The 14,404-nt window shown below is 40.8% G+C and carries 13 protein-coding genes, 2 tRNA genes and 1 pseudogene; 11 read left to right on the forward strand and 5 right to left on the reverse strand.

Features of this window, described 5'->3' with window-relative positions; genetic code table 11:
• The first annotated feature begins 197 nt into the window (after positions 1-197).
• The 3 genes from arcC to JO40_RS01395 are packed head-to-tail and all read left to right on the forward strand — an operon-like array spanning position 198 to position 3,041.
• Positions 198-1,127 carry a carbamate kinase gene (arcC, locus tag JO40_RS01385; protein ID WP_044977559.1) on the forward strand — a complete coding sequence of 310 codons (930 nt, stop codon included), beginning with the start codon at positions 198-200 and terminating at the stop codon, positions 1,125-1,127.
• Positions 1,127-2,515, forward strand: a complete 1,389-nt coding sequence (locus tag JO40_RS01390; RefSeq protein ID WP_044977560.1) for an MATE family efflux transporter — start codon at positions 1,127-1,129, stop codon at positions 2,513-2,515. The genes arcC and JO40_RS01390 overlap by 1 nt, the downstream gene beginning before the upstream one ends.
• A 34-nt stretch (positions 2,516-2,549) precedes the next feature.
• On the forward strand, positions 2,550-3,041 hold the full coding sequence (locus JO40_RS01395; protein WP_044977561.1) for a GNAT family N-acetyltransferase: 492 nt from the start codon (positions 2,550-2,552) through the stop codon (positions 3,039-3,041).
• 48 nt (positions 3,042-3,089) lie between these two features.
• Here the strand turns inward: JO40_RS01395 and rpsU are convergent, their stop codons facing one another.
• From rpsU to JO40_RS13815, 3 genes are all read right to left on the reverse strand, one after another.
• Complete coding sequence (gene rpsU, locus JO40_RS01400; protein WP_002673965.1) at positions 3,090-3,299, reverse strand: 30S ribosomal protein S21; 210 nt, start codon at positions 3,297-3,299, stop codon at positions 3,090-3,092.
• A 94-nt stretch (positions 3,300-3,393) separates the two neighbouring features.
• On the reverse strand, positions 3,394-3,900 hold the full coding sequence (locus tag JO40_RS01405; RefSeq protein WP_044977562.1) for a GNAT family N-acetyltransferase: 507 nt from the start codon (positions 3,898-3,900) through the stop codon (positions 3,394-3,396).
• 18 nt (positions 3,901-3,918) lie between these two features.
• Complete coding sequence (locus JO40_RS13815) at positions 3,919-4,092, reverse strand: hypothetical protein (protein WP_158506558.1); 174 nt, start codon at positions 4,090-4,092, stop codon at positions 3,919-3,921.
• Between the two features lie 64 nt (positions 4,093-4,156).
• Here JO40_RS13815 and JO40_RS01410 point away from each other — a divergent pair, with 64 nt between their 5' ends.
• The 6 genes from JO40_RS01410 to JO40_RS01435 all read left to right on the forward strand — a co-directional run bounded on the left by JO40_RS01410 (position 4,157) and on the right by JO40_RS01435 (position 10,308).
• Positions 4,157-5,449: a M18 family aminopeptidase gene (locus tag JO40_RS01410; protein ID WP_044977563.1), complete on the forward strand. Its 1,293-nt coding sequence runs from the start codon at positions 4,157-4,159 to the stop codon at positions 5,447-5,449.
• Positions 5,450-5,464: 15 nt separating this feature from the next.
• Positions 5,465-7,351 carry a tRNA uridine-5-carboxymethylaminomethyl(34) synthesis enzyme MnmG gene (mnmG, locus tag JO40_RS01415; protein WP_044977564.1) on the forward strand — a complete coding sequence of 629 codons (1,887 nt, stop codon included), beginning with the start codon at positions 5,465-5,467 and terminating at the stop codon, positions 7,349-7,351.
• Between the two features lie 23 nt (positions 7,352-7,374).
• A complete protein-coding gene (locus JO40_RS01420; protein WP_044977565.1) occupies positions 7,375-9,369 on the forward strand; it encodes an ATP-dependent helicase in 1,995 nt (664 codons plus the stop codon).
• A 90-nt stretch (positions 9,370-9,459) separates the two neighbouring features.
• Positions 9,460-10,089: a DUF2715 domain-containing protein gene (locus JO40_RS01425; protein WP_044977566.1), complete on the forward strand. Its 630-nt coding sequence runs from the start codon at positions 9,460-9,462 to the stop codon at positions 10,087-10,089.
• A 59-nt stretch (positions 10,090-10,148) separates the two neighbouring features.
• Positions 10,149-10,221: transfer RNA gene (locus JO40_RS01430), tRNA-Pro, on the forward strand.
• Positions 10,222-10,234: 13 nt separating this feature from the next.
• Positions 10,235-10,308: transfer RNA gene (locus tag JO40_RS01435), tRNA-Arg, on the forward strand.
• 62 nt (positions 10,309-10,370) lie between these two features.
• Here the strand turns inward: JO40_RS01435 and JO40_RS01440 are convergent.
• Positions 10,371-11,912, reverse strand: coding sequence for a sigma-54-dependent Fis family transcriptional regulator (locus tag JO40_RS01440; RefSeq protein ID WP_044977567.1), 1,542 nt, complete (start codon positions 11,910-11,912; stop codon positions 10,371-10,373).
• A 67-nt stretch (positions 11,913-11,979) separates the two neighbouring features.
• Positions 11,980-12,760 (reverse strand): annotated as a pseudogene (locus tag JO40_RS15280) (nuclease/transposase family protein).
• Positions 12,761-13,069: 309 nt separating this feature from the next.
• On the opposite strand from JO40_RS15280, the gene JO40_RS01455 reads away from it, so the two are divergent.
• Complete coding sequence (locus tag JO40_RS01455) at positions 13,070-13,708, forward strand: ABC-2 transporter permease (RefSeq protein ID WP_044977570.1); 639 nt, start codon at positions 13,070-13,072, stop codon at positions 13,706-13,708.
• A 177-nt stretch (positions 13,709-13,885) separates the two neighbouring features.
• Entirely contained in the window at positions 13,886-14,395 is a 510-nt protein-coding gene (locus tag JO40_RS01460; RefSeq protein ID WP_158506559.1) for an ABC-2 transporter permease, read from the forward strand.
• Positions 14,396-14,404 lie beyond the last annotated feature (9 nt).

A 14,404-nucleotide genomic window follows, 5' to 3' on the forward strand; every position in this document is an offset into this window, starting at 1 on the left:
TTTTTGCATTAAAACGTGTTTGTATTAGAACGTTTTTACATATCCGGTAAGATTTTACTTTTTATGCTGAAGTTCTGTAGGCTCCTTCAAAAACGCCGACCGATAATCGGCCGGCCGGCCGGCTGACAATCAGCTGACAATCGGCTTGAAACAATTAAAAAAATACTATATAATCGGCGGATTAAGGAGATAATTCTATGCCGAAAAAGATTGTTATTGCCTTAGGCGGCAATGCATTAGGAAATAATTTGGAAGAGCAAAGAAAGGCCGTTAAAATTACGGCAAAGGCCATTGCCGATTTAGCCGAAGAAGGTCATCAGGTAATCGTTTCTCACGGAAACGGGCCTCAGGTTGGAATGATTCATTTGGCAATGTCCGAATATCATAAAATCGATCCTAAAACTTCGGAACCCGAACTTGCCGTTTCCGTTGCTATGAGTCAAGGCTATATAGGGAACGATTTGGAAGCCGCTTTAAGGGAAGAGCTTTTAAACCGCGGTATCAATAAGCCCGTTGCTACCTTGATAACTCAGGTACTTGTAGATCCTTCGGATCCGGCCTTTTCAAAACCTACAAAACCCATAGGCAGTTTTATGACCAAGGAAGAAGCCGATATTTTAACCGCTAAGGGTGAAAATGTTGTAGAAGACGCAGGCCGAGGTTACAGACGAGTTGTGGCTTCTCCAAAGCCGGTAGATATTGCAGAAATAGAAAGTATCAGGGCTCTTTGTGATGCGGGCCAAATAGTTATTACCTGCGGGGGAGGCGGTATTCCTGTCGTAAAAAAAGGAAACGCTCTTTGCGGTGTTCCGGCCGTTATTGATAAGGACTTTGCAAGTGCAAAGCTGGCTCAGCTTTTAAATGCAGACTGCCTTATCATCTTGACCGCTGTAGAAAAGGTCGCCATCAACTTTAATAAGCCCGACCAAAAATGGCTTTCAGAAATTTCGGTTGCAGAAGCAAAAAAATATATTGAAGAAGGACACTTTGCTCCCGGTTCCATGCTGCCGAAAGTGCAGGCTGCCATCCAGTTTGCCGAATCCAACAAAAAAGGCTATGCTCTTATTACCCTCTTGGAAAAAGCAAAGGACGCTATCGACGGTAAATCGGGAACAATAATAAAATAGTGCTGACAACTTTAAGACAACGATTTGGGCCTTTTTCTTTTTATAAAAATGCCGTAAAATTAGCTGTACCTGTAATGGTACAGCTTTTTATTCAATCTCTTGTTTCTCTTATAGACAACTTTATGGTTGCCGACCTAGGCGACCTAAAAATGAGCGGGGTAAATGTTGCCAATCAAATTATCTTCGTATACATAACCGGCCTCAATATTCTTTGCAGTGCAGGCGGAATGTTTATGTCGCAGTATAACGGCACAAAGGACGAAGAAGGAATGCAGCAAGCCTACCGCTTTAAGCAAATATCCGGTTTTCTCTTTGCCCTTGTTCTTCTTGGTATCTGTCTTACGATCCCCGACCTTGTTTTAGGCCTCTTGGTGAACGGTAATACTGCAAAAAAAGAAATAGTAGAGCAGGCCGTAATTTACAGCAATGTTATTCTATTATCGTTTATTCCCACTGCCTTTTCGGTAGGGATAGCCTCCTCGTTCCGTGAAACGGGAAATGTAAAGGTTCCCATGTATATATCCCTTGTTTCAACCCTTGTAAACACTATCGGAAACTATATGCTCATATACGGAAATCTGGGAGCCCCAAGACTTGAGGTCGCAGGAGCTGCATACGCTACGGTAATTGCCCGCTGTGCCGAGCTTATAATTTTTGTTCTTTATGCAAAAAAAGTTAAGCCTCTTTTCTATGTAAGAATAAAAGACATGCTTAAAATAAAGCTTCACCTTTTTTATGAGATTTTAAAAAAGTCTGCCCTCATCTTTGTTGCCGATATGTCTTGGGTTCTGAGCGAGATAGTGGCAACGGCAGTTTATAACAGCAGAGGAGGCCCTGAAGTTGTAGCCGGTATGTCTGCGGGCTGGACAATTGCCAACCTATTCTTTTTGGTTTTTCCGGCAATAGGTACTTCGGTTGGTGTTATAATAGGCGGTACACTTGGAAGGAATAAGCTGGAGGAAGCAAGGGAACAGGCCCGTTGGATTAAAAGAGGTGCTTTTGTACTCGGTCTTGGAACAGCCCTTTTGGAGCTTTTTTCGATTATGCTGGTTCCGATTGTATTCCGTAGTTTAAGTCCTGCTTCTCATGAGGTTACAAGGCTTCTTATAATCTTTATTGCTCTTTATATGCCTGTATGGACGGTTCAGAACACTCAATATGCAATAGCCCGATCCGGAGGGGATGCCGTTATGGGAGTCTGGGTCGATACTACGATAAATTTATTTTTATTTATGCCTTGTATGCTTTTATTGTACTATCTTACGGATTTGTCTTCGCCCGTGATGTATGCCCTTGCAAAACTTACCAGCATAATGAAGGCCGTTCTTGCCGAAGTCCAGCTAAAAAAAGAACGCTGGGTCAAAAACTTGACTAGGATTGAAAAATAAGATCTCTATTTTATAGAAGGAGGAAAGTAGTTATATGGAAATATTGATTAGACCGACCGAAAAAAAAGATCTTCCGTTGGTTAAAGCCTTATGGGCTGATGGTGATGTTATGAAATTTGTAGGATTTCCGGATGGTTTGGTTCAAACCGATGAAGAATTGGCCCGTTGGCATGATAGGTTGCTAAAGAGAAGTCCCCTATCTATGCATTATTCGGTTTTTGAGGGGGAAGTTTATTGCGGCGAAACTTGGTATTCCATCGATACGGTTCATGATAATCTTACAAGTCTTGATATTAAGCTGTTTGCCAAGGCTCGGGGGAGAGGGATTGCCTCTAAGGCCTTGAGTTTTACTATAGAACAGGCAAGACTTAAAGGTGCTAAAAAGGTTTGGGTTACTCCTGTTCCTCAAAATGAAAAAGCAATCAAACTTTATAAAAGATTAGGTTTTTCCGCCTCTAAGGTACCCGAGCATATTTTAAAAGAATATGGAGAGGACGGTTATATTTATATGGAAAAAGAGCTTTGATAAAAAAAAGAGCTTGGGTTCAAGTTTGAAACCGCAAGCTCTTTTCCATTAATAGCTCTTTGAATCGCGTGAGCGTCTTGTTTTTTTCATAAGTTTTCGGCGGAGGGCCTTATTCTTTCTGTTTAAAACAGTGGAAGGTTTTTCGTAGAATTCCTTCTTTTTCCATTCGCGGATAATACCTTCTTTTTCGACTTGACGCTTAAATCTTTTTAGAGCTTTTTCAAGATGCTCTGAATCGTCAATTGTTACATATGCCATTTTTCTTTTCACCCCCTCCGGCTTTAGGATCAAGAGCCGATTATATAGAAAATATAAGAATATGTCAATAGGAGGCTTATTTTAGTTATCGATATTAAACTATTTTTACATATCTCATTTCGGGAGCCTTTAAGGCTTCATGGACTTGGGTTTTGCCGTCGGGTTTAAACCCGTGAAGTTCATAAAAATTCCTTGCGATCCGGTTTTCTTGAAACACCCAGATGTATAATTCATGCATGCCCAGCTTTTTTGCCTCCTTTTCAAAGTAAGTGATTAATTTTGAGCCTACTCCAGATCTTTCAAAGGCTTTTTCTACATAAATAGCCATCAATTCAAAACCGTCAGGCTTATCATCATCTCGGCACATTCCCGTACGCATCATCCCCTTTATTATTCCATCTCCATCATCCTCATAAACATAGAACGCTGATGAGCCGCTTTGAGAGCTAAGCTCCTTTTTTAAGCGGCCGATAGATTTTTCAACCGATAGTTCACAAAACAAAAAAATATCGTCAACAATGCCCCTGTAGGCATTCCGCCAACCGTAAATATTGATTTCTGCAATCCTTGATATGTCCTTTAATTCTGCAAGCCTGACCATTGTTTTTTCCTTAGGTTATTATAAATTAAGATTTTGTTTTAAGTATTTATAGATTATCTCATCGATAAATTCAAGGCAGCTTCCATTTACCGACGAAATATCTCCGATATTCGTTTTTCGATATTTTTCAAATTCATAAAAAGAATTTTGAATTTGTTCATCGTATACATAAGATGAATTTGCCCCGTACACGATATTGCCTTGAATCCCTTATTTTGATATAATCCTCAATATCTTAGAATAAGGAGCTTAGAATATGAAAAAAGCGGAAGCGTTGATGAAGTTCATTGACAAGAGCCCATCGGTTTACCATGCAATAAAAAATGCAGGCGAATTTTTAGAAGCAAAGGGCTTTGTTCATTTAAACAGAGAAGACAGCTTTGAGTTAAAGCCTCAAGGAAGATATTTTGTAACAAATAACGGAAGTGCCTTAATCGCATGGCAGATGCCCAAATCGGGTAATGCAGAAAACGGTTTTAGGATTGTAGGAAGCCACAGCGATTCTCCTACTTTCCGCATAAAGCCCAATCCCGAAATCAAGGTAAACAATCACTATTTAAAACTAAACACCGAAGGTTACGGAGGGGTAATCCTTTCAACATGGTTTGACAGGCCCCTTTCAGCTGCAGGAAGGGTTATCATCAAAACCGATAATCTTTTAAAACCTGAAGTAAAACTTATCAACTTTGATAAAAACCTTTTGACAATTCCGAGCCTTGCCATTCACATGAATAGGGAAATAAATGACGGGTATAAATTCAACAAGCAAAAAGACACCCTCCCCCTAATCGCTTTAATAAATGAAAAACTTGAAGAAAAGGGCTTTTTGATGAACCTTATCGCCGAAGAAGCCGGAGTAAGGGTTGATAAGATTTTGGACTTTGACCTTTACCTTTACGACAGACAGCCCGGCTGCTTTGTCGGAGCAAATGATGAGTTTTTCTCCGTAGGAAGAATAGACAATCTTGGAATGGCCTGTGCTTCAATCGATGCCCTAGGCGATGCCCTCCCTTCAAACTTTGTGCAGGTTGCCGCTATCTTTGACAACGAAGAAGTCGGCTCAAAGACAGCACAAGGAGCGGGCAGCCCCTTCCTCCACGATACATTGCAAAGAATAATCGTAAGCGCAGCAAAGGGAAACGCCTTTGAAGAATTGCAAAAAGCCTTGGCAAAATCCTTTTTAATCTCTGCGGATCAGGCACATGCCCTTCATCCCAACTATACGGAAAAAAACGATATTACAAACTTCCCGCTTATGAACAAGGGGCCGGCCATTAAGGTAGCCGCTTCTATGAGCTATACTACCGATGGCATATCTGCTGCAATCTTTAGGGATATCTGTGCAAGGGCGGGAGTACCTTGTCAAAACTTTGTAAACCGCTCCGATATGGCCGGCGGCTCGACTATAGGCCCGATTTCCGTTTCTAACCTTAACATAAAGAGTGTCGATATCGGAAACCCCATCTTAGGTATGCATTCGGTGCGGGAATTGGGAGGCACCGAAGATCAAGAATATATTACCAAGGCCTTTGCAGAATTTTACAAATAAGAGTTTTACAAGTAAATGTATAGATTTTCAGATTATGATGTAATCGTCGTAGGAGCAGGACATGCAGGCATTGAAGCCGCCTTAGCTTCCGCCAGAATGGGGGAAGCTGTCCTGCTGATTACCCAGACTCTTGACAGTACAGGCCGCCTTTCATGCAATCCTTCGATAGGCGGCATCTCTAAGGGAAACATAGTCCGCGAGATAGATGCCCTAGGCGGAGAAATGGGGAAACTCGCAGACGCCTCGATGATTCAATACAGGCTCTTAAACAAGAGCCGAGGGCCGGCAGTTCAGGCGCCGCGGGTTCAAGCTGACAAATTCCTTTATTCTCAGCTGGCAAAGCACGCAATAGAGCTTGAAAAGAACCTCCATGTTTTTCAGGACACCGTTATCGATATAGTTTCCTCAAATACAAATGAGTCGGGCTATGTAGAAAAGGGATGCGTTCAATATGTAAAGACGGAAAGAGGGAGGGAATTTTCGGCTAAGGCGGTAGTCCTTGCAACCGGCACCTTTATGGAAGGCAGAATTTACATAGGCGAATACGAATCTCCCGACGGAAGGCTTGGCGAAAGAGCTGCCATAGGGCTAGGCTCCGCCCTTGCAAAGAAGGGCTTTACAGTGGGCAGGCTTAAAACGGGAACACCCATGCGTATCCTTCGCCGCTCCTTCGATTCCTCCCTTACCGAAGAGCAGGAAGCCGATGAGATTATGCGCCCCTTTTCTTTTTCAAATGCGGAAATACATAGGCCCTATGCAAAATGCTATATAACACACACCAATCAGGAAACCCATGATATAATAAGGGAAAACCTTCACAGGGCAGCTCTTTTTTCAGGTAGAATCACGGGGACTGGAGCCCGCTACTGCCCCTCCATCGAAGATAAGATTAAAAAATTCCCCGAAAGGGACCGCCACCATGTCTATATAGAACCGGAAGGCTTAAACACGGAAGAGCTTTATATAAACGGGCTTTCTTCCTCCCTTCCCGAAGACGTGCAGGACAGAATGATAAGAACCATTCCGTGCTTTAAGGAGGTAATTATCACCCGCCCCGCCTATGCCGTAGACTATGCCTATGTTTCGCCGATCCAACTTTCATCGGGTCTTCAAACCCGCCGTATTGAAGGCCTCTTTTTGGCAGGACAGATAAACGGAACCTCAGGCTATGAAGAAGCCGGAGGTCAGGGCATAATCGCCGGTATAAACGCAGCTCTTTTTTCGCGTTCTCTAAAATTTAAGGACGAAAAATATGTTCCATTTGTGTTAAAGAGGGATGAGGCCTACATAGGCGTTATGATAGACGACCTTGTAACTCAGGGAGTGGATGAGCCTTACCGGATGTTTACAGCCCGTGCAGAGTACAGGTTGAACCTGAGGCATGACACAGCCGACGAAAGGCTCACGGAAAGGGCTTATCAAATAGGGCTTCAAACTAAGGAGGCTTCTGACCGCCTAAAGGAAAAACTTTTAACCAAAGAAAAAATAATATCTCTATGGAAGGATATAAAGATTACGAGGGAACTCATTGCAGAAAACCCCGAACTTAAAAACCATATCGGGAAGAGCCTTGCCGATGCCCTCCATGACCCTCAAGTTTCCCTTGAATGTATATGCTCAATAGATGAAAATTCTAAGGCTTACAGCGCAGAACTTTTAGAATCGGCCGAGCTTGAAATAAGGTATGAACACTACATAGCCGTTCAAAACAGGAAGATAGCCAAGGTCAAGCGTATGGAAAACACTAAAATTCCTGCCGATTTTGATTATGATGCCGTTTCGGGCCTTTCTACCGAGTCGCGTACCCGCCTAAAAGAAGTGCGCCCCGAAACCATAGGTCAGGCAAGCCGGATTAGGGGGATTAGGCCCTCGGATATAATGTTATTGTCTATTCTATTGTAAATAGGGGAAACAAATAAAGCATTATGAATGAATTTACTGAAGGCCTTAATCCCGAACAGTTTAAAGCCGTTACGACGGTTAACGGACCCGTGCTTATAATAGCCGGAGCCGGTTCGGGGAAAACACGCGTTATCACTTTTAGAATTGCACATATGCTCGACAAGGGAATTCCTCAGTCTCAGATTTTGGCTCTTACCTTTACCAACAAGGCTGCTAAGGAAATGGCTGATCGGGTAAAAGAGCTTACCGGCAAAAAACTTCAAAACCTGACTGTCAGCACCTTTCACGCCTTTGGAGTTAAGGTTCTGCGTTCCCATATCGACAAAATCGGCTGGAGGAGCAATTTCAGCATTTATGACGAAACCGACCGCAATCAACTGATTAAAGAATGCGGAAGAGAGCTTAAATTTTCGGCGGATGCATTGGATGTTTACAAGGTAGGCATTCTTTTTTCCAATATAAAAATGGGAAGAAAGGATTGGACGGACGAACATGATTCTTACAAGGCTCTTTATAAAGAATATCAGGAAGGCCTTAAACTTTATAATGCAGTAGACTTTGATGACCTTATAATGCTTCCTATAAAAATATTTAAAGAACACCCCGAAGTCTTGGCTGAGTATCGGGACAGATACCGATACATAATGGTTGACGAATTTCAGGATACCAGCACACAGCAATATAATTTTATGAAGCTCATCGCCGATAAAAATATCTGTGTAGTAGGCGATGACGATCAATCTATTTATTCTTGGCGGGGTGCCAGTTTTGAAAATATACGCAACTTTGAAAAAGACTTTCCCGAAATGATTGAAATAAAACTTGAACAAAACTACCGCTCAACAGGGACAATTTTGGCTGCCGCAAACGGTGTTATTTCTCATAACCTAAACCGCAAGGTAAAAGCTCTTTGGTCCGAAAAAGATTCCGGCCGCCCCATCGAAATTTTTATTCCCGAAAACGAGGCAGCGGAAGCCGATTTTATTTCGGACATGATTTTAAGCTTAAAACAAAGAGAAGGCTTTAAGTATTCCGACTTCGGAGTTTTAATCCGTGCCAACAGTTTAAGCCGCCCCTTGGAAGAATCTTTTTTGGAAGTAAACATTCCGTATAGGATGTCGGGGGGAACAAGTTTTTTTCAGCGGAAGGAAATAAAAGACCTTATAAGCTATTTACGTGTTATTGCAAACCCCGACGATGACGTAAATCTTTTGCGCATTATAAATACTCCAAGGCGAGGCATAGGCAAAAAAACACTTGAAACCCTTTCCACCCTCGCAACGGAAAATTCTTGTTCAATGAGGACTTCAATCCGCCTTCTTCTTGAAAACCCGCCTGAAGATATGAGGGGGAAGAGCATCGATGACTTAAAAGAATTTGCCGAGCTTATAAGTTCACACCGCACACAGCTTCTTTCGGGGAAGGGTCTTGCTCAAAAGGTTAGAAAGCTCTTGGACGACATCGCCTATAACGAATACCTTATCACCGAATACCAAAAAAGTGAAAAGGCAGCTCAATTTAAAATGATGAATATAGAAAGTTTTTTGCACTCGATGGATGATTGGGAAAATAATCCCGACAACTGGGACGGAAGCCTTTACGATTATCTTAACCGCATTACTCTTTTAACCCGTGACGATACCGAAGAAGAAAAGGGCGAGGTAAACATTATGACCATTCATTCCTCAAAGGGTCTGGAATTTCCCGTGGTCTTTATTGCGGGAGCGGAAGACGGCCTTATCCCCCATGCAAGGAGTGTCGAAGAAAATGACGGAGACGTCGAAGAAGAGCGCCGCCTTTTTTATGTCGCCATCACAAGAGCTCAACAAAAACTTTTTATCACAAGCTGCAAGCAAAGACGGAAGCAGGGCGGCATAGCCGAATGTACCCCTTCTCCCTTTTTGGACGAAATTCCTTCCGACCTTGTCGAATACCACGAGCCCGATGCCCAAGCCGAAGAAGAACGCATCGCCGATATCTTCAGCCGTATGAAAAAAAAGTTTTCGATAAACATTTAATGTACAGCTTGACTATTTTTAAGAATTATTGGATACTTGGAAACAATATAAGTATTTTATAATACAATTTTACTCATTTGGAGGAATTTTATGAACAGAAAAATAGTTTTTGTTTGTCTTGTTTTTGCCTTGGTTTTTACAGGTATGCTGACGGCAAAATCAAAGGGTTTAAATTTGGAAGCCGGAGCGGCTTATACAAATCATCAATTGCACACGTTTAGCAATAATACCAAATCGGACGGTTTTAAGTATCAAGGGATAAAATCAAAAGGCTTATTCGGGGTTAATCTGGGAATCTCTTATCCCCTTCCAAAAAACTGGGCTGTCTTTGCAAACACGACTTTTGCTTTTAACAGCACCTTTGTAAATGATACAATGCTTGGTGTAGGCTATATATTTAAACCCGGAAACGTCTTTGATCTCTTTTTAGGAGGCGGCCTGGCATTCGGCGGCTCAGTATTCAACTGGGCATCAGGAAGTGCTAGTACCACTCATAAATTCTTTAACATAGGAGCAGGCATCAATCTTACAGCTTCATTTATGTTTACCAATAAAATCGGAATGTATGCCGGTATTTCGGATACATACTATAAACCCGTATCCGGTAAGTGGTCAACAAAAATCGGTGATAATACTTCTTCGGGAGATATTTCATCATCTAATATGCCTGATTTAGCTAAATCTATAAATGGGAGACTTGGTGTAAAAATCAAATTATAAAACCTTTGCCCCAAGGCCTTGACATTCATTCCGGTTTTGCGTATTATGTTCACTCGCATCGGGATGTAGCCTAGGGGCTAAGGCGTCTGGTTTGGGACCAGAAGATCGGGGGTTCAAATCCCTCCATCCCGATCCTTAAAACCTTGGGATCGTAGCTCATCAGGATAGAGCAACTGCCTTCTAAGCAGTAGGTAGGGGGTTCGAGTCCCTCCGGTCCCGCTAAAAGCCGATTAAGTAATCTTGTATATAAACAAGATAACTTAATCGGCTTTTTTTATGCCCTAATACTTAATTCCCAGCTTTTTCATCTTGCTTTGAAGGGTTCCCGGTTTTAGGTTTAAAAGGGCGGCGGCTCCGTCTTTGCCGTAAATTTTTCCGTTTGAGGCTGAAAGAGCTTTTTGAATAATCTCGGTTTGAGCCTCATCAAAAGGTTTAATATCTTCAGGCAAAACCTTATCTTTTTCGGCCTCCTTATTTACGGCAGGCTTTAGGGGCTTTTTTTTGGCAGCGTTTGAAATGTAGAATTCTCTTGTTCCCGGCACCAAGTGTTCCGCAGGGATTTCTCCGCCTTGCGAAAGAATTGCAGCCCGCTCTACAACATTTTTAAGCTCGCGTACATTTCCATGCCAAGGCATAGACATAAGTTTTTCGATTGCAGCCATCGAAAGGCTCGTGTTTTCAAAACCCTTCCTTTTGCGTATATCCGAAATAAAATGCTCGGCTAAAAGGGCTGTGTCGTCATCACGATCCCTTAAAGGCGGAAGCCTTAGCGGGAAAACGTCCAGCCTGTAAAGCAGGTCTTCACGGAAGCGCCCCATAGAAACAGCCTCGGCCAAATCGACATTGGTTGCGGCTATTATGCGCACATCCACAGAAACAGGCTTTTCACCGCCGACACGCTCGAATTTTCCGTCTTGAAGAACACGCAAAAGTTTGGGCTGTAAATCAAAGGGCAAATCTCCTACCTCGTCCAAAAAGAGGGTTCCGCCGTCAGCAAGTTCAAACCGCCCCTTCCGCAAGGCCGCAGCCCCCGAAAAGGCACCTTTCTCATGCCCGAAGATTTCACTTTCGGCAAGGCTCTGCACAAGGGCAGAACAGTTTACAGGCACAAAGGGTTTTTCGGCCCTGTTGGAAAGCCTGTGAATGGTGCGGGCTGCCTGTTCTTTTCCCGTTCCCGTTTCTCCCGAAATTAAAACCGGCACATCAGAGGCAGCAACAAGCTTTATCGAATCTAAAACCGTAGTCCAAGCCCGGGAAGAACCGACCATATCCTTAAAAACATTTGTCGAAGCGGTGAGCAAAACATTTCGTTCCAGCAAGAGGCTTTCGGTTTTTTTAATAAGGGATTGGGAGGCATCCGTTTGAACCAAGGCAACGGAAATAAGTTTTGAAATTGTAGATATAAAACGCACGATTTCAGGCGTAAATCGGGAACACATTCTATGATCCAAGGTCATCATTCCGATGGCCTTATCTCCTATGTAAAGGGGTGCCACCAAACAAGAATGATTTTCGGGCAGCTTCATTATTTCGTCATAGGTGTCGACATGGGGAATATTTTCATCAAACAAAAAAACCTTTCGTTCATCTAAAATTCGGGCGATGTCTTTGCGCATATTTAAGTTAATCGTAAAATCGTCCAGTAATTTTGAAGAAAGCGGACCTATGGCCTTTCTTACCCTTAGAACATTTTTATCTTCAAAGCCCATCACAACGGCAAGCTCATAATCGACCAGCTCTCTTAAAGCCTCAAGAATAAGCTCCAATACTTGCTCGGCAGAGATGGGATTGCTTTTATTTAAAACGGATATAGCCTTATTCATACACTGCAATTATATCCTCATTATAAATCTTTGTCAAAAGGAATTAGAGGGAATTACTCATTACCAATTAATTAATCGCTTCCACTTCTTCTTTACTGAGACCGGTAGCTTGTGCTATATCTTCAATTGACAATCTTAACCCGATTAAGTTTTTTGCCGTTTCAAGTTTTGTTTGGTACGAACCGTCGGCAAAGCCTTGCTGTATGCCAATCCTTAAACTTTCTTCCCTCTGTACTGCGATGTCCGTATCGTAATCGTATTCTGCTACTAACATATTTATTACCTCCCGTGATTTTCGCTGTAAGTATTCTCTTAATATGCCTTTTTCTATACATATCTTTACCGCATTGGTAAAGCCGCTCTCTTAGGGAGAGAGAGGACACCTCGTTCAGAGCAAGGTTTCCTCTCTCTCCCTAAAACCCTCTCTCTTCTTCCCGCACTGCTTAGGGCTCCGTCCTAAGAACCCGGTCTTCTTTAATTAAGGTTACGGCACTACGGCACGTACACTGTAAAAGCCGCAAGTACACGATGTTTTAGGCTGTAAGCCTAAAACTCGAAGTCAAGGAATGTACACGGAAGTACATTCCTTGACTGGGCATATTCTCATTTATAGTTGACTGATGTTCAGCTAATACGATAATTTTACCATCTACAAGGCAGGAAACATCGTTTATTATGTTCATATATATGACATTATCAAGTCTTATATTTTCTACAGGACAAGAAAGCTGTAGATTCGTACCGTGCAAGGCATTATAAAGCGATAAAAAGTTTTCCTTTGCCTTTTCGTCTTCACTAAAAAGGTCTACGAACACTGAGTCTTTGTATTTTCTATTTGAAGTACTCATAGCAAACCTCCTTAGATTATATCACACTTACTGCATTTTTGTAAGAGCAAGTTTTTTAATTTAACCGCAACGAGCACAAAGGTCGTAAAGGAATTTTTAAAACTGCATCGATTACAAAAATATTTTTCTAGCCTTACTATTTTTTTCAAATAAATCCTACAAATATAATGGGGAGGTATGATAAACAGTTCGGCAGAAATTCAGCCTCACTGTTTATCGATATTGTATGCAGTTTGTAAACAAACTGCGTGAAAAAACTTTTTTCGCAAATTGATATTTGCTGCAAAAATTTTTTATAGGAGAATTTTTATGAGACAATTGCTTTTAACACATATAAGAAAAATAAAGAATAACAAACAAATTTTTATAATCCTTTTTTTACTATCCCCCATAATCATTGCGGCTACAAATAATCCTTTGATGTTTTTTTTCCCTTATCTTGTATCCATGCATCTGTTTTCGGGGATGACCAAGGTTGAACGCAAGGAGGGTATAAAGCAGGGAGAAGATATTTTATTGAACTCCCTGCCTGTAAGCCGAAAAGAAATAGTTATCAGCCGTTACCTTATTATACTTTTATTCGGTCTTTTAATGATCAGTACCTTCTTGGGATTTAGTTTTATAATATCTTTTTTAGTTAAAAACCCCTTTCAAATATCAAGTATATTTTTTATAAACTTTTTTATAATTCAATTTATATATAATATTTTATTTATTCCTTTAGAATATTTGAGTTTTGCCAAGGCTCAAATTATTAAGGGATTAGTATATATGGGGGCTATTTTTGTATTTTCAGGTATTAAAAAGTTAAATATCTATGTTTTAAATTTTTTTAATACTTTTAAAGAAAATTCTTTTTATATTATGATATTCATTGGAGTAATTATTTTGTCTATTCCAGTTTCCATTTTTTTGAGCATAAAAATATACGAAAAAAAAGAGTTTTGATAAAAATCGAGGAGGAGTGAAAATACAATCCTCCTCGTTTATCAAATTTTTAAAGAAGAGTTTTTATGAGACAATTACTTTTAACACATATAAGAAAAGCAAACGAGGATCGTTTTTTTATGCCTTTTCTTATCGCAGTACTAATACTAGCACCCGGTATAAGTATGGGAAATATTTTTGGGTTGTTTTTTTCCGTTTTGGACATCTATACATGTTTTTGCTGCTGCTACAAAAATTAACAGAGTAGAAGGCATTAATATCGGCGAAGATATCTTATTAAACTCCCTCCCTGTAAGCCGAAAACAAATAGTTATAAGCCGATATCTTATTATTTTTTTATTCGGGATATCGGCAATGCTTCTGCATATAACGGTTTCTGCCGTATTAAAAAGACCTATAACTATACCGGAAGAGCTTTTTATTATTTTTGTACTTTGTCAATTTTTATATAATGTCTTATTTATTCCCTTGGAATACTTTGACAACAAAAAAGCAAATACTATAAAAGGCATAGTATTCGGTTTAATCATTTATTTTATTAGTAATAAAAATTTAAATGCACCCTTGACTTGTATAAAAAATCTTAAAAGTGTTACTCCGGCCATAATCATTACAGCACTCATTATTTTGTCTATTCCCATTTCGATTTTTTTAAGCATTAAAATATATGAGAAAAAGGAATTTTAACTTAGGCAT

Source organism: Treponema putidum (assembly GCF_000755145.1).
In the GTDB taxonomy this organism is placed as follows: domain Bacteria; phylum Spirochaetota; class Spirochaetia; order Treponematales; family Treponemataceae; genus Treponema_B; species Treponema_B putidum.

Coding starts and splice junctions, on each gene's coding strand:
- arcC (WP_044977559.1), top strand. CDS start 198: ATGCCGAAAAAGATTGTTATTGCCTTAGGCGGCAATGCATTAGGAAAT.
- JO40_RS01395 (WP_044977561.1), top strand. CDS start 2,550: ATGGAAATATTGATTAGACCGACCGAAAAAAAAGATCTTCCGTTGGTT.
- rpsU (WP_002673965.1), bottom strand. CDS start 3,299: ATGGCATATGTAACAATTGACGATTCAGAGCATCTTGAAAAAGCTCTA.
- JO40_RS01405 (WP_044977562.1), bottom strand. CDS start 3,900: ATGGTCAGGCTTGCAGAATTAAAGGACATATCAAGGATTGCAGAAATC.
- JO40_RS01410 (WP_044977563.1), top strand. CDS start 4,157: ATGAAAAAAGCGGAAGCGTTGATGAAGTTCATTGACAAGAGCCCATCG.
- mnmG (WP_044977564.1), top strand. CDS start 5,465: ATGTATAGATTTTCAGATTATGATGTAATCGTCGTAGGAGCAGGACAT.
- JO40_RS01420 (WP_044977565.1), top strand. CDS start 7,375: ATGAATGAATTTACTGAAGGCCTTAATCCCGAACAGTTTAAAGCCGTT.
- JO40_RS01425 (WP_044977566.1), top strand. CDS start 9,460: ATGAACAGAAAAATAGTTTTTGTTTGTCTTGTTTTTGCCTTGGTTTTT.
- JO40_RS01440 (WP_044977567.1), bottom strand. CDS start 11,912: ATGAATAAGGCTATATCCGTTTTAAATAAAAGCAATCCCATCTCTGCC.
- JO40_RS01455 (WP_044977570.1), top strand. CDS start 13,070: ATGAGACAATTGCTTTTAACACATATAAGAAAAATAAAGAATAACAAA.